The 20,452-nt window shown below is 62.8% G+C and carries 19 protein-coding genes; 8 read left to right on the top strand and 11 right to left on the bottom strand.

Annotated features, from left to right (window positions below; translation table 11 throughout):
* Positions 1–27: 27 nt before the first annotated feature.
* Positions 28–2,313, bottom strand: coding sequence for a putative PEP-binding protein (locus DDE77_RS01500; RefSeq protein WP_157959597.1), 2,286 nt, complete (start codon positions 2,311–2,313; stop codon positions 28–30).
* A 276-nt stretch (positions 2,314–2,589) separates the two neighbouring features.
* Here DDE77_RS01500 and ispH point away from each other — a divergent pair, with 276 nt between their 5' ends.
* The 3 genes from ispH to rnhA are packed head-to-tail and all read left to right on the top strand — an operon-like array spanning position 2,590 to position 4,543.
* Entirely contained in the window at positions 2,590–3,561 is a 972-nt protein-coding gene (gene ispH / locus DDE77_RS01495) for a 4-hydroxy-3-methylbut-2-enyl diphosphate reductase (RefSeq protein WP_108395652.1), read from the top strand.
* Positions 3,558–4,079, top strand: coding sequence for a GNAT family N-acetyltransferase (locus DDE77_RS01490; RefSeq protein ID WP_108395651.1), 522 nt, complete (start codon positions 3,558–3,560; stop codon positions 4,077–4,079). Before ispH ends, DDE77_RS01490 begins: the two co-directional genes overlap by 4 nt.
* The gene (gene rnhA / locus DDE77_RS01485) at positions 4,076–4,543 is read left to right on the top strand and encodes a ribonuclease HI (RefSeq protein ID WP_108395650.1); all 468 of its coding nucleotides are present in this window, start codon (positions 4,076–4,078) and stop codon (positions 4,541–4,543) included. The genes DDE77_RS01490 and rnhA overlap by 4 nt, the downstream gene beginning before the upstream one ends.
* Before the next feature lie 305 nt (positions 4,544–4,848).
* Here rnhA and DDE77_RS01480 read toward each other — a convergent pair whose 3' ends face one another.
* The 6 genes from DDE77_RS01480 to DDE77_RS01455 form a co-directional block, all read right to left on the bottom strand.
* Entirely contained in the window at positions 4,849–5,829 is a 981-nt protein-coding gene (locus DDE77_RS01480) for a DUF808 domain-containing protein (RefSeq protein WP_108395649.1), read from the bottom strand.
* A 66-nt stretch (positions 5,830–5,895) separates the two neighbouring features.
* Positions 5,896–7,920 carry a glycine--tRNA ligase subunit beta gene (gene glyS, locus DDE77_RS01475; RefSeq protein WP_108395648.1) on the bottom strand — a complete coding sequence of 675 codons (2,025 nt, stop codon included), beginning with the start codon at positions 7,918–7,920 and terminating at the stop codon, positions 5,896–5,898.
* 33 nt (positions 7,921–7,953) lie between these two features.
* Positions 7,954–8,877, bottom strand: a complete 924-nt coding sequence (locus DDE77_RS01470) for a glycine--tRNA ligase subunit alpha (RefSeq protein ID WP_108395647.1) — start codon at positions 8,875–8,877, stop codon at positions 7,954–7,956.
* A 52-nt stretch (positions 8,878–8,929) separates the two neighbouring features.
* Entirely contained in the window at positions 8,930–9,154 is a 225-nt protein-coding gene (locus DDE77_RS01465; RefSeq protein ID WP_108395646.1) for a hypothetical protein, read from the bottom strand.
* 3 nt (positions 9,155–9,157) lie between these two features.
* The gene (locus tag DDE77_RS01460; RefSeq protein ID WP_425430724.1) at positions 9,158–9,994 is read right to left on the bottom strand and encodes a S49 family peptidase; all 837 of its coding nucleotides are present in this window, start codon (positions 9,992–9,994) and stop codon (positions 9,158–9,160) included.
* A 58-nt stretch (positions 9,995–10,052) separates the two neighbouring features.
* Positions 10,053–10,760, bottom strand: a complete 708-nt coding sequence (locus DDE77_RS01455; RefSeq protein WP_157959596.1) for a tRNA1(Val) (adenine(37)-N6)-methyltransferase — start codon at positions 10,758–10,760, stop codon at positions 10,053–10,055.
* A 170-nt stretch (positions 10,761–10,930) separates the two neighbouring features.
* Here DDE77_RS01455 and DDE77_RS01450 point away from each other — a divergent pair, with 170 nt between their 5' ends.
* Positions 10,931–11,947, top strand: a complete 1,017-nt coding sequence (locus DDE77_RS01450; protein ID WP_425430719.1) for a polyprenyl synthetase family protein — start codon at positions 10,931–10,933, stop codon at positions 11,945–11,947.
* A 70-nt stretch (positions 11,948–12,017) separates the two neighbouring features.
* On the opposite strand, the gene DDE77_RS01445 is transcribed toward DDE77_RS01450, so the two are convergent.
* Entirely contained in the window at positions 12,018–12,422 is a 405-nt protein-coding gene (locus DDE77_RS01445; RefSeq protein ID WP_157959595.1) for a hypothetical protein, read from the bottom strand.
* Between the two features lie 160 nt (positions 12,423–12,582).
* Here DDE77_RS01445 and DDE77_RS01440 point away from each other — a divergent pair, with 160 nt between their 5' ends.
* Positions 12,583–12,927 (top strand): VOC family protein, encoded by a 345-nt coding sequence (locus tag DDE77_RS01440; RefSeq protein ID WP_108395642.1) that lies wholly within the window; start codon positions 12,583–12,585, stop codon positions 12,925–12,927.
* 54 nt (positions 12,928–12,981) lie between these two features.
* On the opposite strand, the gene DDE77_RS01435 is transcribed toward DDE77_RS01440, so the two are convergent.
* From DDE77_RS01435 to DDE77_RS01425, 3 genes are all read right to left on the bottom strand, one after another.
* Complete coding sequence (locus tag DDE77_RS01435) at positions 12,982–13,857, bottom strand: 4-(cytidine 5'-diphospho)-2-C-methyl-D-erythritol kinase (protein ID WP_210204319.1); 876 nt, start codon at positions 13,855–13,857, stop codon at positions 12,982–12,984.
* Position 13,858: 1 nt separating this feature from the next.
* Positions 13,859–15,601 (bottom strand): tetratricopeptide repeat protein, encoded by a 1,743-nt coding sequence (locus tag DDE77_RS01430; RefSeq protein WP_108395641.1) that lies wholly within the window; start codon positions 15,599–15,601, stop codon positions 13,859–13,861.
* Between the two features lie 95 nt (positions 15,602–15,696).
* On the bottom strand, positions 15,697–17,343 hold the full coding sequence (locus tag DDE77_RS01425) for an electron transfer flavoprotein-ubiquinone oxidoreductase (RefSeq protein WP_108395640.1): 1,647 nt from the start codon (positions 17,341–17,343) through the stop codon (positions 15,697–15,699).
* A 67-nt stretch (positions 17,344–17,410) separates the two neighbouring features.
* Between DDE77_RS01425 and DDE77_RS01420 the strand changes: the two genes are divergently transcribed.
* The 3 genes from DDE77_RS01420 to moaB all read left to right on the top strand — a co-directional run bounded on the left by DDE77_RS01420 (position 17,411) and on the right by moaB (position 20,303).
* Positions 17,411–18,217: a uracil-DNA glycosylase gene (locus DDE77_RS01420; RefSeq protein ID WP_108395639.1), complete on the top strand. Its 807-nt coding sequence runs from the start codon at positions 17,411–17,413 to the stop codon at positions 18,215–18,217.
* A gap of 237 nt (positions 18,218–18,454) precedes the next feature.
* Entirely contained in the window at positions 18,455–19,774 is a 1,320-nt protein-coding gene (locus DDE77_RS01415; protein WP_108395874.1) for an MFS transporter, read from the top strand.
* The gene (gene moaB, locus DDE77_RS01410) at positions 19,767–20,303 is read left to right on the top strand and encodes a molybdenum cofactor biosynthesis protein B (RefSeq protein WP_108395638.1); all 537 of its coding nucleotides are present in this window, start codon (positions 19,767–19,769) and stop codon (positions 20,301–20,303) included. Before DDE77_RS01415 ends, moaB begins: the two co-directional genes overlap by 8 nt.
* The last annotated feature ends 149 nt before the right edge of the window (positions 20,304–20,452 follow it).

Raw genomic sequence — 20,452 nt, 5'->3', positions numbered from 1 at the left:
GTTCCCCTATATGGGGCGTTTGTTTGCTTATTTAAGCTTTGCCTGCGCCAGAGTGAGCCGCGCCAGGGGCACACGATAGGGTGAGCAGGAGACATAGTCGACGCCCAGGCCAGCAAAGAAATGGAGCGACGCAGGATCGCCCGCATGCTCGCCGCAGATGCCGATCTTGATGCGCGGATTGGCCGCCCTGCCCCGCTCAATGGCGATGGCAATCATCTCACCCACGCCCTTTTCGTCGATGGTGACGAAGGGGTCGCGCTCATAAACGCCCTTGCGCTGGTATGCGGCAAGGAAAGTGGGGGCATCGTCGCGGGATATGCCGAAAGTGGTCTGGGTAAGATCATTGGTGCCGAATGAGAGAAAATCCACCATGTGGGCGATGTCCCCGGCGCGCAGGCAGGCGCGAGGCAGCTCGATCATGGTGCCGATGGAGAAGGTGGCACGGCCGCTGCGCAGGAGGCCGGAATTGTCGGCAATAGCCATGGCGCGCTGGCGCACCCAGGAGACTTCGGTTGCGGTGGACACAAAGGGCACCATGACTTCGATGGCGACGGGGTCGTTCTGCGTTTCGGAGGCGGCCCGGGCGCCGGCCATAATGGCCTGGATCTGCATCTGCAGGATCTCGGGATAGGTGATCGCAAGGCGCACGCCGCGATGACCCAGCATAGGGTTGACCTCGGCGATGCGTTCGAGCCGCAGGCGCAGGGCACGCACGGCAAGGCCCAGCGAGGCTGCAGTTTCCTCGATGTCTTCGTCGGTGCGCGGCAGGAACTCATGCAAGGGAGGATCGAATAGCCGGACGGTGACGGGCATGCCCTTCATGGCGGAGAACAGGGCCTGGTAGTCTCCGGTCTGGAAGCCGACAAGACCGTTGACCGCATGGGAGCGGTCGTCCTCGTTTTCCGAAAGAATCATGCGGCGCAGGGCCACCATCCGCTCGGGGGAAAAGAACATGTGCTCGGAACGGGCAAGGCCGATGCCTTCGGCGCCAAAGCTCAATGCTGTCTGGGCCGATTCCACGGTTTCCACATTGGTGCGCACGGCAATGGTGCGGCTGGCGTCGGACCAGCCCAGGACCTTGCCGATGGCGCCCCCGATATGGGGCTGGGCGAGCGGGAGCATGCCGACATAGACGGCGCCGTCGCTGCCATCGATGGTGAGGCGGTCGCCGGTGCGGAACTCGCGATTGCCGATGCGGCAGACCATTTCGCCGGCATCCACCGAAAGGGTGCGCACGCCGGCGACGCAGGGCTTGCCGGTGATGCGGGCGATGACGCCGGCGTGGCTCGACATGCCGCCGCGGGCGGTAAGGATGCCGGTGGCGGCCTTCATGCCTTCGATATCGGCAGGACCCGTTTCGTTGACAACGAGAATGCAGTGCTTGCCGCGGGCGCGGATGCGGGCGGCGTCCTCCGCATTGAAGACCACGACGCCCGAAGCGGCGCCGGGCGAAACGCCAAGGCCCGTGGCAATGGGAATGGCGCTTTCGGCGGAATGAAGGCGTGGGTGGAGCAGTTGCGAGAGGCGCGTCGGATCGACGCGGGAAACGGCATTCTGGGGCGACCATATCTTGCGGTTGACCCGATCGACAGCCGCTTCAAGCTCGGCGGCGGCGCTGACCTGCGTTGGGCGGGCCGAGATGAAAATGGTTTCGCCCTGCCGGATGGCGACAGTGACCACCATGTGGCGGCCGGCCTTGGCATCCACCAGCGCGACGAGCGAGCCGATGGAATCGGGCAGGCGCGGCAGGGTCGTGCCATCAAGGGGCGCGGGGCCGAGGGCTCCGGTGGTGCTGTTGCGGGTGAGGAATTGTTCGATCTCGCCATCGGCGCTGGCCTGTACGAGCACGATCTGCTTGCCACGGTCCTCGTTCGGGTGGGCTGTCCAGCCGCTGCCAAAGCCATAGCTGTCGAAGGCATTCTTGATGGCCTTGCCCAAGGGGCTTGCGGGATCCACCGCGTCTTCAGAATTGCGGGGCGCAGGGATCGCGGTTTTCGCAGGCATGAGCCCGGCATTGTGGGTGGCGGCGGAAGTGCGCACGGCCAGGAGCGGCGCCTTGCCGGCCTTGTCGACGAGCTTGAACAGGCATGCAACCCAATGGGTGCGTAGCCTCGTGTCCTTGCGTGCACGTTCGGCCTGGAGGGCCTCCCAGGCGGCGCGAGTGATCAGGATGGTGGGGATGGTGGGGAAGCCCGCTTCGCCCACGCGAAAAATCCACCGCGCCTTGCCGCTCAGGAGCTTGAGCTGGCTGGCGGATAGATTCGCTTTTCCCACGGCGGGGGCAATCGCGAACATTTCCTGCGCCAAGCTCACACTGAATTCCTTGTTTCTTTGTTGGAGGCATATTGCCTATCGTAGGGCAGTCCGGCAACTGGATGGCTATGTGGTCCTTAGCCGCTCCGGGAAGTTACTGGACCAGCCTCTATTCGTATTTTGGCTGTCAGCCCCCCACCCTGCCGTCCCCGCTAGGGGGAGGGTGGCGCCGGTGGGTGGGAGAACTTGGAGCACCTTTTTTGCATAAGCTCATTTGCGGTCGCTCTTCTGTGACAAGACTTGACTTGCTGGGCGAGCGAAAGCATCTGATCTCTTATGGAAAAGCGGCCAGAACTAGACATCCTCTTGTGTGCCCCACGCGGTTTTTGCGCGGGGGTGGACAGGGCAATCCAGATCGTCGAGCTGGCGCTCGAGAAATATGGGGCGCCGGTTTATGTGCGCCATGCGATCGTTCACAACAAATATGTGGTGGATGGGTTGCGCGACAAAGGCGCCGTGTTTGTCGAGGAATTGAGCGAAATTCCAGAAACCGACGCGCCGGTGGTTTTCTCGGCTCATGGCGTGCCCAAATCTGTGCCGGCGGATGCCAAGAGCCGGAACATGTTTTTCCTTGATGCGACCTGCCCGCTGGTGAGCAAGGTGCATGTGGAGGCCCAGCGCCACCATGCCGAGGGGCACGAGATCGTGCTGATCGGGCACAAGGGGCATCCCGAAGTCGTGGGGACGATGGGGCAGTTACCGCCGGGGTCCATCAGCCTGATCGAGACGGTAGAGGATGCGCAGGCCTTTGTGCCGCGCGATCCGGCTAATCTGGCATTTGTCACGCAGACGACGCTGTCGGTGGACGATACGCGCGAAATCGTGGAAGCGCTCAAGCTGCGCTTCCCTGCGATCAACGGGCCGCATAAGGAAGACATCTGCTACGCCACCACCAACCGGCAGGAGGCCATCAAGGCCGTGGCGCCGGAAGTGGATGCGATGATCGTCGTGGGTTCGCCCAATTCGTCCAATTCCTTGCGGCTGGTGGAAGTGGCCGAGCGCGCCGGCTGCACCAATGCGGTGCTGGTGGATCGTGCTTCGGAAATCGACTGGTCGCGCTACGAGGGAATCCGCTCGCTGGGCGTTTCGGCGGGGGCTTCAGCGCCCGAAAAGCTCGTGGATGAAGTGATCGAGGCTTTCGCGCAACGGTTCGCGATCAAGGTGGAGGCGCGGGTGACCGCGAGGGAAAATATTGCATTCAACATTCCGCGCGAGCTGCGCACGATCGAGGCTGCTGTTTCGCGATGAATGATTTGCGTTTGTTTGAAACCGACCGGCTGATCCTGAGCGGATGGCGGGAGGATCAGCTTGACGATCTCCTGGCGCTGCATGGCGATCCTCGGGTGGCACGGTATCTGGATGCCGATGGCCGGCCCTGGAGCCTTGAAAAGGCCGAAGCGCGGCTTGCCGTGTGGCGAGACAATTTTGCTCAACATCGCATGGGCAAGCTGCGGCTCGTGCGCAAGAGCGATGGTGTCTTCATCGGGCGGGCTGGGTTTGGGCTCTTCGGGGACAAGGGGGAGCCGGAGATCGGCTATGCCTTGTTGCCGGCCTATCATGGGCAGGGCTATGCCACCGAGGCGGCGAGCGGTTTGCGCGACTGGATTTTCCGCGAAACAGACTGGGATTATTTCCTGGGTTTTGCCGATGTGCGCAATAGCGCCTCGCTGGCGGTTCTCGCGCGGATCGGCATGGAAAAAACGCATGTGGGCATTCTCGATAACCAGGAATGCCAGTTCCACATCCTGCGAAAGACTGCCGCTTGAGCGACAAGGTCGTTATCCATACCGACGGGGCCTGTTCGGGCAATCCCGGGCCGGGCGGCTGGGGCGCAATCCTTGAGTATGGTGGGCACACCAAGGAGCTCAAGGGCGGCGAGGCGCTGACGACCAACAACAAGATGGAGCTGACGGCGGCCATCGAAGCGCTGACGGCGCTCAAGCGTCCCTGCACGGTGGAGATCCATACCGACAGCCAATATGTGAAGAATGGCGTGCAAAGCTGGATTCACGGCTGGAAGCGCAATGGGTGGAAAACGGCGGACAAGAAGCCGGTGAAGAACCTCGAGCTGTGGCAGGCGCTGGACGAGGCCACCAAGCGGCATACGATCGAGTGGAAATGGGTCAAGGGGCACGCCGGGCATGAGCTCAATGAGCGTGCCGACCAGTTGGCCAACGAGGGCATGGCGCCGTTCAAGAAGGGTGGCGCGCGGTTGATGCCGCCGGTTTGAGGGGGCGACTGCTTTAGGCGGGGAGATCAGGGCTCACCGCCCCCACCCTTGATCCCTCCCCGCAAAGGGGGAGGGTGTCGACTGCAAGATTTGTGACCGGTCCCTAGCTCGTTGGGCATTCGGGTGAGCCAGACAATCGAATTGCACGGATCGTCATCCTCGGGCCTGACCCGAGGAGACTGCACTTTGTCCTGCCCTCCGCCAGTGAAGGGCCCTCGGGTCGAGCCCGAGGGTGACGCGCGGTGGGTGGGGTGACGGGCGGTGGGCGGATGAAAGCTGATGGCGAGGGTTAGAGCGCCCTGCCCTTAGGCTCGCTTGGGCAGCAGGCGCTTGATGGCGCGCAGGGCTGGGGCGATGATGTGGCTGGCGACGGGGATCAGGAGGGCGCCGAGGAGGATGCCGAAGACGAAGTCAACGGCGGCGGTGGCGAGCCAGCCGGCGAAGGCTGCGATGGCGGGGAAGGTGTGTTCGGCCCAGTGGGCGGCCGCTTCGATGATGTGTTCGGGGGCATCCACGCCAAATTCGTAAAGGCCGTGGGCGACGATGCTGCCGCCGACCCAGGTCATGGCGGCCGTGCCGACAATGGCGAGGATGCGCATGACACTGGGCATGGCCTTGACGATGCCACGGCCAAAACTGCGGCCGAAGCCCGTGCGGCCGTGCTTGGCAAGCCAAAGGCCGGCATCGTCGCCTTTGACGATCAGGGCGACAACGCCGTAAACGGCGATGGTGATGCCGACGGCCACCACAGCCAGGATGAGGGCTTGTTCCCAGATATTGGGAGCCTCGATGGCGGCGAGCGCGATGGTCATGATCTCGGCGGAGAGGATGAAATCAGTCTTGATGGCGCCGGCAATTTTTTGTTCTTCGAGCGTCTTGGGATCAACGGCGATGGGCTCGATGATCTCCTCGTGCTTTTCGGCGCTGTGGGGCGCCAGGGCATGGAAGATCTTTTCGGCACCTTCGTAGCAAAGATAAGCGCCGCCAATCATCAGCAGAGGCGTGATGAGCCAGGGCGCGAAAAGGCTCAGGAGCAGCGCTGCGGGAAGCAGGAAGAGGAGCTTGTTCTTGATGGAGCCCAGGGCGATGCGGCCGACGATAGGCAGTTCACGGTCGGCCGAAAAGCCATGCACGTAATTGGGTGTGACGGCGGCATCGTCGATCACGGCGCCGGCCGCCTTGAGCCCGGCCCGCGAGGCTTGCCCGGCAACATCGTCCAGGGAAGCGGCGGCTACTTTGACGAGACCCGCCACGTCATCAAACAATGCAAGCAGGCCAACACTCATGGGGTCTCATCCTCTCCAGAACCGGTGAGGATGTGAACCGCGCAAAGGCTGCGCGGTTCCGTCTCCTTAGCCAGCTATCTTGCTGAAGTCGGCAACCAGATGCATGGTGTTGCGCAAGCGCGCCAGCAGGTTAAGGCGGTTGGCGCGGACGTCGGGATTGCTGTCGTTGACAAGGACGGCTTCAAAGAAGGCGTCGACTGGGGCACGCAGGGTGGCGAGTTCGGCCATGGCGCCCTTGTAGTCGTCGGCCGCAACATGGCTGGCGACGGCGGCGTTGACCGCATCGACAGCAAAGGCCAAGGCGGTTTCTTCGCTGCCCTGCAAAAGGCCTTGGTCGACAGTGCCTCGATAGTTTTTGCCGTCCTTCTTTTCTTCGGCGGCGAGGATGTTGGCGGCACGCTTGTAGCCGGCGAGGAGGTTCTGCCCATCGGCGGACGACAGGAGCGTCGAGAGGGCCTCAGCACGCTGGGTGATCTGGAGAATGTCAGTGCTGTCGGAGGAGAGGACCGCATCGACGAGGTCGTGACGGGCGCCGGCATCGCGCAGCGAGACTTTCAGGCGATCGTGGAAGAAGGACAGGAGGTCCGGCTCGACCTGGAGCGGGAAGCGCAGACCATTCTCGGTGATGATGCGGATGACACCCAGCGCTGCGCGGCGAAGCGCAAAGGGATCGCGCGAACCTGTCGGCTTTTCATCGATAGCCCAGAAGCCGGTGAGCAGATCGAGCTTGTCCGCTAGCGCGACAGCGATGGAGGTGGGTTCGGTCGGCACCTGATCGGTTGGGCCGAGCGGCTTATAATGCATCTCGATGGCCGTTGAGATGTCGGCGGGTTCGCCCTGCGCGGATGCGTAGTAGCGGCCCATGAGTCCCTGCAGCTCGGGGAATTCACCCACCATGCCGGTGGAAAGATCGGCCTTGGCGAGCATGGCGGCGCGCTTGGCACGTTCTGGATCAGCGCCCACTTGCGGGGCGATTTCGCCGGCAAGCTTCACAAGGCGCTCCACACGAGCAAACTGGGTGCCGAGCTTGGCGTGGAAAATGCTGTCCTCGAGCTTGGGGATGGAATGTTCGAGCGGCGTCGCCAGATCGCCGTTGTAGAAGAAGGCAGCATCGCTGAGCCGGGCGCGGATAACGCGCTCATTGCCGGCGGTGATGATGGCGCCACCATCGGTGGCGACCGTGTTGGCGGTGATGATGAAATTGGGGGCGAGCTTGCCGGATTTGTCGCGCAGGCAGAAGCATTTCTGGTTGGCTCGGATGGTGGCAATGATGACCTCCTCGGGAAGCTTGAGGAAATCGGGATCAAAGGTGCCCATCATGACCACGGGCCATTCGACAAGGCCGGCGACTTCTTCGAGCAGGCCTTCGTCGTTGATGAGGCTCAACCCTTGGGCAAAGGCGAGGTGTTCAGCTTCGGAGCGGATGATGTCCTTGCGGCGATCGATGTCGAGGACGACCTTGGCGCGTTCCAGCGCGGTCACATAATCATCGAAGCGCCGGACCGGGATGGCTTGCGGCGCAAGGAAGCGGTGGCCGAAGGTGGTTTGGCCGGATTGGACGTCGTTGGCGGTGAAGGGGATCACCACCGGGTCTTCGGTTTCGCTGCCAAAGGTTGCGGTGATGGCGCGCAGGGGGCGCACCCAGTTGAAGCTGCCGGTGCCCCAGCGCATGGACTTGGCCCAGGGGAAATCGGTCAGGACCTTGGGCAGGATGGCCGAGAGGAGCGCGATGGCGTCGGCACCAGGCTTGTTGATCTGGGCCAGGTAGAAATCGCCCTTCTTGGGATCGGACTGCACCTGGGCCTGATCAATGGATTGAAGGCCTGCAGCGCGCAGGAAGCCGTCGATGGCAGGCTGGGGTGCGCCGACCTTGGGGCCCTTCTTTTCTTCGCGCGTGTCGGGCGAGCGGACCGGCAGACCTGTGACGGTGAGGGCCAGGCGGCGGGGCGTCGCGAAGGCCTTGGCGCCTTCATAGACAAGGCCAGCATCCACCAAGGCATTGGTAACGGCCTTGCGCAGGTCTTCGGCGGCGCGGCGCTGGAAACGGGCGGGGATTTCCTCGGAGAAGAGTTCGAGCAGCAGTTCGGGCATGGCTTGTACCGTGTTTCTTGAGGGGCGCGGGAGCTAAGCGGCGCTGCCGCCTTCGGTTTGGAGCCACGCTTCGCCACAAGATTTGGCGAGTTCGCGGATGCGCAGGATGTAGCTTTGTCGCTCGGTGACTGAGATGGCACCGCGGGCGTCAAGGAGGTTGAAGTTGTGCGAGGCTTTGATCACCTGCTCATAGGCAGGGATGGCCATGGTGTGGCGATTGCCTTCGGCGCTCTTTTCCAGGATCGCGCGGCACTCGTTCTCGGCGTCGGCAAAGTGGCGGAAGAGAACTTCGGTGTTGGCGACCTCGAAATTGTATTTCGATGATTCCTGCTCGTTCTGGAGGAACACATCGCCATAGGAGACGCGATCGTCGCCCGTGCCGCCGTTGAAGTTGAGGTCGTAGACGTTTTCCACGCCCTGCACATACATGGCGAGGCGTTCAAGCCCGTAGGTGATCTCGCCGGGAACGGGCGAGCATTCAAAGCCCGCAACCTGCTGGAAGTAGGTGAACTGGGACACTTCCATGCCGTCGCACCAGCATTCCCAGCCCAGGCCCCAGGCGCCTAGCGTCGGACTTTCCCAATCGTCTTCCACGAAGCGGATGTCATGGAGCGCGGAATCGAGGCCGATCTCGGCGAGCGACTGCAGGTATAGGTCCTGAATGTTGGGCGGGGATGGCTTCAGGATCACCTGGAACTGGTAGTAGTGCTGAAGTCGATTGGGGTTTTCGCCATAGCGGCCATCCTTGGGTCGGCGGGAGGGCTGCACATAGGCAGCCTTCCACGGGCGCGGGCCCAGGGCGCGCAAGGTGGTCGCCGTGTGGAACGTGCCGGCACCCATCTGCATGTCATAGGGCTGCAGGATCACACAACCTTGCGCCGCCCAGAAATTCTGCAGCGTCAGGATGAGGCCCTGGAACGAGTTCTTCGGGTCCAGATGGGGCGGGCGATTGGTCATGTGGCAGTCCCTAGATTGCGGGACAAAGCTCTAGTTTGAGCGCTTCACTGGGTCAACTGCGCTTGTCGCGATCGCCTGGGCGGAAGGTGCCGTCCTTGTCGCGGGTAAGATCGATGACGCCGGGCTGGTCACGCTCGCGCAGGTCACGCTCACGGCGCAAGCGTCGAGCTTCCTGTTCATCGGCTTTGAACTTGCCGGTCCAATCCATGTAGATCCGGCGGATGCCCAGGATAATGATCGCGGCCAGCGCCAGGATGATGATGATGCGCAAGAGCATGGCTTAGAGCCCCAGGCGAGCCCAGAGGGCACGATCTTCAAGAGTGGCGGAGACGTCGGTGGCGAATGTCTGGGCAGAGAAGCCCAAGCGCGGAATGCCGAAGAAGGGGCGCTTGGGGGCGATGATCTTGAGGTTGAGGTCCTTGCCGTAGCGGGTTTGGAGGACCTCGTGTATGTCGCCGAGCGCGTCGACAAGGCCCAGTTCCACCCCGCGACTGCCGGTCCACCATTCGCCGGTAAAGAGCTGCTCGTCGGGAGCCTTGAGCTTGCTGCCGCGGCGCGACTTCACCGCGTCGATGAAGACCTGGTGGATGTCGAGTTCAAACTGCTTGATGCGGTCGATATCGCTCTGCTTTTCGGGGAGGAAGGGATCGAGCGTGGACTTGTTGTTGCCGGCGGTGTGGACGCGGCGTTCTATGCCGAGCTTGTCGAGCGCACCGACAAAGCCGAAGCCGGCCATGATGACGCCGATGGAGCCCACGATTGAGGATGGATCGACAATGATTTCGTCGCCGGCGATGGCGATGAAATAGCCGCCAGAGGCTGCGGCGTCTTCCACGAAGACGAGAACCGGCTTGCCATGCTGGTCGGCGAGGTCGCGGATGCGCTTGCCGATGAGGCGGCTCTGGACGGGGGAGCCGCCGGGGGAGTTGACGATGATGGCGACGGCCGGGGCCGACTTGATGGCGAAGGCGCGCTCGAGCAGCGGATTGACCGTGGCGATATTGAGCCGACCCTGACGCTGTTCGGCGGCAATCACGCCATGTAGGCGCACAACGGGAATGGTGGTCTTGCCCTGGCGCAGGAAGCGCTGCAGCCAGTTGCGGCGCCCATTGGTCAATTCGGCCATGTGTCGATGTTCTCCCATGCGCGCAAGATTTAGGGGCTAAGGCCGGTGATTACCAGACAAGCCCTTGTTCTCCACGAAAGATTGCGTCGAACGCCGGGGCGAAGGCGCGGCCATCGGCCTCATGCAGGGCGCGGGTGTGCAGCAGGGACAGCGGCGCACGCGAACCCTTGCGGGCGCGGATCAGCATGCGGGTCGCGGGGGCGTCGGGGCGTGGCGCAAGCGGGAGGATGGTGATGGCGCCAAAGCGCTGGTCGAAACTGGCGAGAAGGGAAGGCAACTCGCTTGCTGGGAAGATAAAGATGATCTGGGCGCCGGCCGCAGCGGATGTGGCTGCGCTTTTGACCCAGAGGTCGAGTGCTGCCGCATCCATATGGCGGGCCCCTGCCCGGCTCGGATCGGCAGCATGGGTGCCAGCGGACCCGTCGAAAAACGGAGGATTGGCAATGATCGTGTCGAACGCGTTTTCCGCAAGCCCTGCCGCAAGGCGTTCGGCGCCCCTGGCGGTGACATCGACAGCAATGGCGGAGGCACGATCAAGGAGGTTGTTGTTGGCAAGATTGCCCTGCGCGAGGGCGACCATGTCTGGGTCGCGCTCTGCCAATGTGGCTTGGAGATCGGGATTGAGGCGAAGGGCGACGAGGCTTGCCGTGCCGACGCCAGCGCCCAGGTCGAGCAGGCGCCGGGCCGATGGGCCTACCGATGCGCCCAGCAGAACGCTGTCGAGGCCGGCGCGGAAACCGTGGCGGGGCTGCGACACAGTGAGCCTGCCGCCCAAAAAGGCATCGCGCGTTACGGTTTGGTGTTTTACAAAGCTGTCTGGCTGGTCTAGGGACATCGCACCCGAAAAGGCCGGTTTTGCTTGACCTTACATGCGCAGGTGCGGCGGGCTCAACCAGATTTGCCGGGTGGCAAACGAGGACGGATGGTTTGGTGTCAGTTCTGACGCAAATACAAGAAACGCCAGCGGCGAACCCGATCGACCGGCTGCTCCAGGCAACGGCCTTTGACATGTCCAAGGTCAATGCGCTGATTCTGTCGCGCGCCGATTCGCATGTCGACATGGTGCCCGAGCTCGCCCGCTATCTGATCGAGAGCGGCGGCAAGCGCTTGCGCCCAATGCTGACGGTGGCTGCAGCCACCTTGTTCGGCAAGGGCAATGGCAGCGCGATCAATTTCGCGGCCGCCGTTGAATTCATGCACAACGCGACGCTGCTGCACGATGATGTGGTCGATGAAAGCGACATGCGGCGCGGCAAGCCTGCGGCACGCATGGTGTGGGGCAACAAGGCATCCATCCTGGTGGGGGATTTCCTTCTGGGCCAGGCCTTCATGATGATGGTGGAAACAGGCGATCTTGCGTCGCTGGGTGTCCTGTCCTCGGCATCGGCCGTGATGGCCGAAGGCGAAGTGTTCCAGCTGGCCAAGACCGGTGATTTGACCACGACGCCGGAGGATTATGCCGAAGTGATCCGCGCCAAGACAGCCGTCCTGTTCCAGGCCGCCTGCGAAGTGGGCGCGATGTCCGGCGGTGCGGACGAAATCGGGCGCAAGGCGCTGGCGACCTATGGGCTCGAACTGGGCAATGCCTTCCAGCTGGTTGACGATGCGCTCGACTATGGCGGGCAGTCGGGCACGCTGGGAAAGAATGTCGGCGATGATCTGCGCGAGGGCAAGATGACCCTGCCAGTGATCCTGGCGCTGGCGGAAGGCACAGAAGCCGAGCGCGAGACGATATCGAGCGCACTCGGCAAGGCCGATGCCACCGATGCGCAGGTGCGGGCGGTGGTCGGTGTGATGGAGCGCTACAATACGCTCGATCGCACGCTGCAGCAGGCCCAGGCCCATGCCCGGGCAGCACAACAAGCGCTAAGCGTTTTGCCCGAGAGCGAAATGCGGGCGCTGCTGGTCGATGTGGTCGAGCACAGCGTGGCTCGGGCGTATTGATTTGAGGCCAGGGGCTCCACTCGCTTGGCCTCGTGGTTCGACAAGCTCACCATGAGGCTTTTTGGGAGCGCTAAACCGAAAAGCCGGGTGTCGCCAGTTTCGCCAGCGTGATCTCGAATCTATGACCTATTGGTCGCGCGGTGCCAGTGAAATAGGCGCCGTTCGGTGTTGGTTGTCCTTCGGCGGAGAAATCGAGATTGTCTGCGCCAAGCAGCGCAATGCCTCCCGTCTCGGTGTGTCTCAGCGTGGTGACATGAGCGTGGAGAATGGAGCCGGTTTCAGTGAAATTGCCGTAATAGGCCATTCCGCTGTCACCGCCGGCGAATTTGTAGCCGTGGATCACGACGACGCCCGATGCTTGCCGTCCTTGTACGCGGAAAACAACATTGTACATCCCGTCAGGCAGGTGTTGCGAGCTTCGGGCCGAAGCGGTTGATTGTTCTTTTGAACTGGCCGGCAAGCTGTCCTGTGTCATGACAAACCTCCCAATATGGGGAAACGGGGCGGAAGGTGTCCGGTTGCCGATCTAGCTCGTCACAGCGTCGTGCATCACATGCCCTTGCGTCTGCCAAACCCATCCGAAGCATTGTGCTCGGGAAGCGAAGATTGTTTGATCGGCACGGGAGGATCTGGGGATGGCGAAGGCAATCGGGATCGGTGGCGTATTTTTCCGAGCGCGGGACAATGAGGCGCTTGCGCAATGGTATGAGCGCCACCTTGGGGTGCCGGGCTTCTGGCAGCAGGGGGCAGGGATGACCGTGTTTGCGCCGTTTAGGGAGAGTTCGGATTATTTCCCGGCGGACAAGCAATGGATGATCAACTTTCGGGTGGATGATCTAGATGAGTTGATGGCAGCGCTTGAGGCGGCGGGCATTGCCGTCGAGACACGGGCGGAGTGGGATACGCCTCAAACGGGGCGGTTCGCACGCATCCACGATCCGGAGGGCAATCCGATCGAGTTGTGGGAGCCGGTGGGCTAGTCGAGGCGTCCGGGATGACATCGTGCTCGGGGTCATCCTGGTGGAAGTGATGCGCTAAGGCACCAAAAGCGGGGCAGCGGCGACCCAATGGTCGGGATGGGTGGCGCGCAGGGTCTGAGCCGCCTGGTGGGCCTGGCCTTCGGAGCCAAAGAGGCCGAAGCAGGTTGCGCCGGAGCCTGACATGCGGGCCAGGATGCAGCCCTGGGTTGCAGCGAGTTGCTCGACGATGTCCCCGATGATGGGGACCAGCTTGACGGCCGGGGGCTGGAGATCGTTGCGGGTTTCGGCGAGCCAGATACCAAGCTGGGCGGGACGTGTCAGGGGCGAAGGAAGTTCGGGCAAGGGGTAGTTGTCGTGGGCGCGCAGGCGCCGGAACACGTCAGCCGTGGGCAACGGCACGAGGGGATTGACGAGAACGATGTGAAGCGCGGGAAATTCGGGGAGCGCCGACAGCAGTTCGCCCACACCCCGCGCGAGCAAGGGCGCCGAGACGAGGCAGGCGGGCACATCGGCACCCAAGCGCGCAGCAAGATCGGAGAGTTCGGCAAAGGGGATGGCGTGGCTGGAAAGCCCGGCCATCAGGCGCAGCGCTGCCGCAGCGTCGGCAGAACCGCCACCAATGCCGGCCGCTACGGGCAGGTTTTTGGTGAGGCGCAGCGCCAGGCCGTCGGCAACGGCACCTGGCCAGCGCGCGCGAAAAGCGGCAATGGCGCGCAGCACGAGATTGCCTTCGCCACTGCCAAGGTTCTTGGCGAAAGGACCGATTACGACGAGTGAATCGGTTTCGGCCGCGACGGCTTCGAGTTCGTCGGCGAGGTCAGCGAAGACCACCAGGCTTTCAAGATCATGATAGCCGTCTTCCCGGCGCCGCACGACGTGCAGCGCCAGATTGACCTTGGCGGGAGCGAGCTGGATTATGGGCTCGAGCAAGCTATTCAGTCTCGTTCTCTTGGGTGAGCCCTTCGGCCAGCTTGGGGGCGGCGCGTTCCTTGACGGTGCCGACCGTGTCTACTGAACTCGCGATGTTCCACTGAAAGCGCGCTTCGAGTTGGCGGCCGGCCTTCCAATAGGCATCGCCCAGATGGTCGTTGATCTCGGGATCGGTGGGCAGCATGAGCACAGCTTGTTCCAGCGTCTTCACCGCTTCATCGATGCGACCAAGCTTGTAGAAGGCCCAACCGAGCGAATCGACGATATAGCCATCCTGCGGGGCGGCGGCGACGGCCTTTTCGATCATGCCGAGGGCTTCCTCGAGGTGCATGTCCTTGTCGATCCAGCTGTAACCGAGATAGTTGAGAACGGCGGGCTGATCGGGATTGAGCTCGAGGGCTTTCAGGAAATCGGCTTCGGCTTTGGGCCACTCCTTGTTGCGCTCATAGGCAATGCCGCGGACATAGTAGAAGCGCCAATCGGGTGGATTGTTGCCGCCCGTTATCTCAAGGGCCTTGGTGTAGGCTTCGGCAGCGGCGGCGTATTGCTCGTCAGTGCGCAGCAGATCGCCAAGAACAGAAACCGCATCGAGATCGTCTGGGCGGGTCGCAACGATGTTGTTGAGGCGGCGGAGAGCCTCCTCGCGGTCACCCAGATTGTCGAGATTGGTGGCAATGCGAACAACCGCCGTGGACTTCATGGCCGAATTGGCGGGCACGGCTTCGTAGATACGATTGGCGGCTTCGTGCTGGTCGGCAGCATCAAGCAACTGCCCGAGCGCCAGGGTGATCACGTCGGCCGCGGGATCAAGATAAAGCCCCATGCGCAGGAAAACGAGAGAGAGGTCGCGGCTGCCGTCACGGGCCAGGGCCACGCCGATGCCGTGGAACATTTCGGCCGCGCCGACCTGCACATTGGTGGCAAACACACCGGGGCGTTGGCCGGCTTCGACCTGGCGCTTCACATTGGAAACAATGGGGTGGGTGAGCCCCTGCCCTTCGAACTGCGCGATGATCTCGCGGGCTTCATCGAACCGGCCTGCATTGGCGAGGATGCGGGCATAAACTTCCACGACACGGGCAACATAGGGCTCGTTGTCATAGGCCTGGCCGGCCAGGACGACGGCTTCGTCGATGTCGCCGGCCGTTTCGGCCATCAGGGCGCGGTGGAATACAAGAAAATCCTCAAGGCCGGTTTGGCCGAGTTCGTCCAGCACGGCATCGGCTTCGCGCTTGCGATTGTCGCCCACCAGGGCCCAGGCGCGCAGGATGGTGGCGGTTATGCCGGTGAAGCTGTCCTGCCCCAGGGCATTGAGCATGCGCTCAGCAGCGTTGTAGCGGCGCTCCTTGAGTGCTTCGGTGGCGACAATAAGTTCGGCGAGCTCGTTGTTGCCATCGAGCTCCAAGAGGTGACGGGCGGTGGAGGCTGCCTGCCCGATCTGGCCGTCGGCGGCAAAGGCGATAAAGGCGCGCTCAACAAGGAGCGGGTTTTCCCACTCGCTTTGCGCAGCCTGGAAGAAATAGCGCGCAGCCTCATCAGTGCGCAAATCCTTGAGCGCCTGCTGGCCGGCCATGAAAGAGCCGGTGGGGCTGGCCCGCACCATGGGCATGAGATCAAAGCCCGCAAAGGGATCGGATTGCGCCGTCTGAACAGATGGAGCTGCAAAGGCTGACGGGAGCGCCGTTGTCGCGAGCAAAAGGACCGCAAGGGCCGGGCGTGCGAGGCGGGTCACAAGCGATGTCACGAGGAATGGTTCTCCCTGAAGTCCATTTGGGCGGCGAGATTGTCTGGTTTGCCCCGATATCGCAAGAGAGCGCTACAGAGCGTGATCAAATGACCTTACATCCCGGCGTAATTGGGACCGCTGCCGCCTTCGGGGGGCACCCAATTTATGTTTTGAGCCGGATCCTTGATGTCGCAGGTCTTGCAGTGAACGCAATTGGCAGCGTGGATGCGGAAGACGGGCTTGCCGGCTTCCTCGGCGACCTCATAGACGCCGGCCGGGCAATAAAGCGGCGCGGGTTCGCCATAGGTGGGGAGATTGTCGCGGATGGGAACGGCGGGGTCGCTCAGCACAAGGTGGACGGGCTGGTCTTCGTCATGGGCGATGTTGGCCAGGTAGACCGATGAGGCGCGATCAGAGCGGAGCTTGCCGTCGGGCTTTGGGTAGGTCATGGGCGGTTGCATGGCGAGGGGCCGGAGGCCCTGGTAGTCGCGCTCCTTATGCTCGAGCGTGCCCAGGAGGGAGCGGCCGAGGATGGACGAGGTCCACATATCAATCCCCGCGGCTAGGGCGCCGCCCAATGTGCCCAGGCGCGACCAAAGCGGCTTGACGTTGCGAACGGGCTTGAGCTCGGCGGCAATGCCGGTCGCCATGATCTTGTGGCCGAGATCGGCGATGACGTCGTGCTGGCGGCCCTGCGCAATGGCGGCGCCCACCGCGTCGGCGGCACCTATCCCGGAGAGGATGGCGTTGTGGATGGCCTTGAGGCGCGGCGTGTTCATGAAGCCGGCGGCGCAACCAATAAGGCCACCGCCTGAAAAGGCGAGCGTGGGGATGGATTGCCAGCCGCCAGCGGCCAGAGCGCGGGCGCCGTAGCTGATGCGCGTGGCGCCATCGAGCAGGCGGGCGATGGAGGGATGGGTCTTGAAACGCCCGAACTCGTCGAATGGAGAGAGCGTGGGATTGCGGTAGTCAAGGTAGGTGACGAGGCCGAGGTAGAGCTTGCGGTCTTCCGCATGATAGGCGAAGCCGCCGCCGGAGGTGCGGTTGTCGAAGGGGAAGCCGAGATAGTGGTCCACCCTGCCCGGTTGGTGGCGGTCGGCGGGGATTTCCCAGACTTCCTTGATACCGAGCCCGTATTTTTGTGGACCGCGTTCGAGATGGTGGGTTCCGATGATCTTTTTGGCGAGGGAGCCGCGAGCCCCTTCGGCGATCAGGGTGTATTTGGCTTCGAGCGCGATGCCTTCGGCAAAGCCTGGCTTGGGATTGCCGGCATGATCGCGGCCGAGATCGCCGGTGATGATGCCCCGAACGGGACCGTTTTCGGGGCCAAGGACATCCACAGCGGCGGTCATGGGGAAGATGTCCACCCCCAACTCAGCGGCCTGTTCACCCAGCCAGCGCACGAGATTGCCCAGGCTGATGATGACCCCGTCGGGCGTGCGCATCTGGGGCGGAAGCAATTGGTGGGGCAGCGCAAAATCGCCCGAGGCGGTGAGAAAATGGTAAGTGTCGGTGGTGACGTCGGGGCCAACGGGAGCGCCCTTGAGGCGCCAGTCGGGAATGAGCGCATCAAGGCCGCGCGGATCCATGACGGCGCCGGAAAGAATGTGGCCGCCCAGTTCGGCGGATTTTTCGACAACGGTGACGCCCAGTTCGGGATGGCGCTGCTTGAGGCGGATAGCGGCGGCAAGCCCGGAGGGCCCCGCGCCCACGATCAGCACATCGGTCGAAATCGTTTCGCGCGAACCGGCGTCTGCCATATAGGAAGCCCTTGCCCTTGAGATGCGCGGGTGGCCCCGCCAAACGCGCTGTGACATAACAGAGAACATGGCTGAAGATCGACCGCTAAATCGCGAGGAAATGCTGTCCATTCTTGAGTGGTACAGGGCCGCGGGCGTCGATATTGCCGTGGGCGAGGAGCCGGTTGACCGCTTCGCGCAGCGTCCGCCGCCAAGAGTCACGCCGCCCCCTGCCCCGCAGGCCGAGCCGCCCGCGGAGCGCGCGGCTCCTATGCTGGCGCTGGGCGGGGATCCCGGTGAAGCGCGGGCGCTGGCCTCGCAGGCGCAAACACTGGATGAGCTGCAGGCAATTCTGGGCGCCTATGATGGGTGCGGGCTCAAGCTGCGGGCCACGCAGCTGGTGTTTGCGGATGGCAATCCAGAGGCCCAAATCATGCTGATCGGGGAAGCGCCGGGGGCCGAAGAGGACAGGCAGGGCAAGCCATTTGTGGGCAAGTCCGGGCAGCTGCTGAACAGGATGCTCGCAGCGATCGGGCTGGATCGGAGCAAGGTTTACATTGCCAACACCGTGCCGTGGCGGCCGCCGGGCAATCGGGCACCGACGCCGGAAGAAATTGCCCTGTGCCTGCCGTTTCTGCAGCGGCAGGTGGAACTGGTTGCCCCCAGGATCGTCGTAACGCTGGGCGGGCCGGCAATGCAGACCGTGTTCCAGACCACGGCCGGGATCATCAAAATGCGGGGCAAGTGGAGCCCGGTCAGCATCGGCGCTCATGGCGTAGAGGCGATGCCGACGCTGCATCCGGCGTATTTGCTGCGCAATCCACCGGCCAAGCAGCAGGCCTGGCGGGATTTGCTGAGCTTGAAGATGAAGATGGTTGAACTGGGCTTGGTCTAGGGTGAGTACGTTGTCGCACCACATACACGATCGTCACACTTCGGCTTGACCCAAGGGATCTGTACTTAATTGAAGCTCCGCAAGTGTAGAACCCTCGGGTCGCGCCCGAGGGTGACGATTTGTGGTCGTCGTCCTTGGCTTGTCATCAACAAATTTCCTACCCTCCTGCGATTGCCGCGCTATTGTCACCCTTGCGTGATTTGCAGCGTTGCATTCCCCTTCCAAGCCGAAAGCGCCATGGCCTCCGTTATCAAGATTTATGCCCTGTTTTTAGGGTCGGCCCTCCTTATGTTCGGTGGAGGCTTACAGGGTCTCCTCCTTTCGGTCCGCGGGGCCGAGGAAGGATTCTCGCTTCTGGCGCTGGGGCTGATCGGCACAGGTTGGTCGGTGGGGTTTGTGGCCGGCTCGATCGGCGTGCCGCTGATCGTGCGCAAGGTGGGCCATATTCGCGCCTTCTCGGTGATGGCGGCGATTGGGACGGTTACGATCCTGCTCAATCTCCTGTTTATCAACGATGTGTCCTGGATCGTTCTGCGGGCGCTTTCCGGCTTCTGCTTTGCGGGTGCAGCGATGATCGTGGAGAGCTGGCTCAATGAAGTGGCTGACAACAAGAGCCGGGGCACGATCTTTTCGGTTTATGTGACCATCAACATGGCTTCGTCCACAATCGGGCAGATCGCCATGTCGATCACGGGAACGGCTGGGTATGTGCCTTTCGTGATCGGGGCCATCAGCTTTATCTGCGCCGTCTTGCCGACGGCCTTGACCTCGAGCCCGCAGCCCAAGCCATTGTCGTCTGCCAGGATCGATTTGCGGCTGCTCTACAGCACCTCACCCGTGGCGGCGATTGCGGCCTTTTCGGTGGGCATGGCCAATGGGGCGTTCGGCACGCTGGCCCCGGTGTATGGCTATGAGCGGGGGCTCGATGCCAGCGGGATCGCCTTGCTGTTTTCGATTGCCGCCATTCTTGGTGCCGTGGGGCAAATTCCCTTAGGGCGGCTGTCGGACCGGATCGACCGGCGAATCGTGCTGATTGGGCTGGCGGGACTTGCGGCACTGGTGGGCGCGCTGACGGTGATCATCAATCCAGAGGCAGGATGGGCGATGTATGTCTTGTTCGCCGCCTATGGCTTTGCGGCCAACCCCATCTATGCCATTGCCGTGGCGCATGCCAACGACTTCGCGCGCGAGGGCGATTTCGCCAAGATCGCGGGCGGCATGCTCTTGACCCTGGGCACTGGGCTGGCGATCGGGCCGGCTGTCGCGTCCATGATCATGGGGGCGTGGTCGCCGGTGGGCTTGTTCGTGGTGACGGCAATTTTCCACGCCTTACTGGGCGTTGCCGCGTTCCTGCGCATGCGCATCCGCAAGAGCATCGATGCGGCGGAGCGCACGCCGTTCCAGCCCATGGGCAATGACAAGCAGCAGACGCTGGAATCGATTGTACTTGATCCGCGCACGGAACAGGACGATTTCGTCTTGCCGCCGGACGAGCCGGACGTGCCAGAAGAGCTTGCCGCCACGGGCCCGGCCACAGGAGAGCAGCGCCATGTTTGAAACCGACCGTTTCGCCGATCGTGCGTTCAAGCCACTGTCGATTGCGGTAATTGCGGTTTCCGATACGCGCACTCTTGAAACCGATACGGGCGGCGCCTTGCTCAGGAGCCTGTTGGAAGCCGATGGGCACCGCTGCGCCGAGCGGGTGGTGGTGCGGGACGATATTCAGCTAATCCGGCGTGCCGTGCAAGGGTTTGTGGCCGATCCCGGGGTGGATGTGGTGCTGACGACGGGGGGCACCGGGTTTTCGGGGCGCGATGTGACGCCCGAGGCTGTGGAGCCGCTGTTCGACAAGCGGATGGAAGGGTTTTCGGTCCTGTTTCACCAATATTCGGCGACGACGGTGGGCACGAGTTCCTTGCAGTCGCGGGCGACGGCGGGGCTGATCGGGACGACGTTTGTGTTTTGCCTGCCGGGGTCGCGCGGCGCTTGCCGCGATGCCTGGGAGGGTATTTTGAGCCACCAGCTCGATTACCGGCACAAGCCGTGCAATTTTGTGGAGCTGATGCCGCGGCTGGATGAGCGATAGGGCGGGCTTAGATGCCACGACCTCGTGGTTCGACAGGCTCACCATGAGGTCTACTAGGGTGTCGTGAAATACCGTCCTAGGGTGATTGTTCGGGCCACCATCTCGAGATGGATCCCGGCTCGAGGCCGGGATGACATCGGGGCGAGGTT

This window comes from Devosia submarina (assembly GCF_003056345.1).
GTDB classification, from domain to species: Bacteria; Pseudomonadota; Alphaproteobacteria; order Rhizobiales; family Devosiaceae; genus Devosia; species Devosia submarina.
The sequence above is the reverse complement of the archived record's forward strand: the minus strand, read 5'-3'. Positions and strand labels throughout refer to the sequence as shown.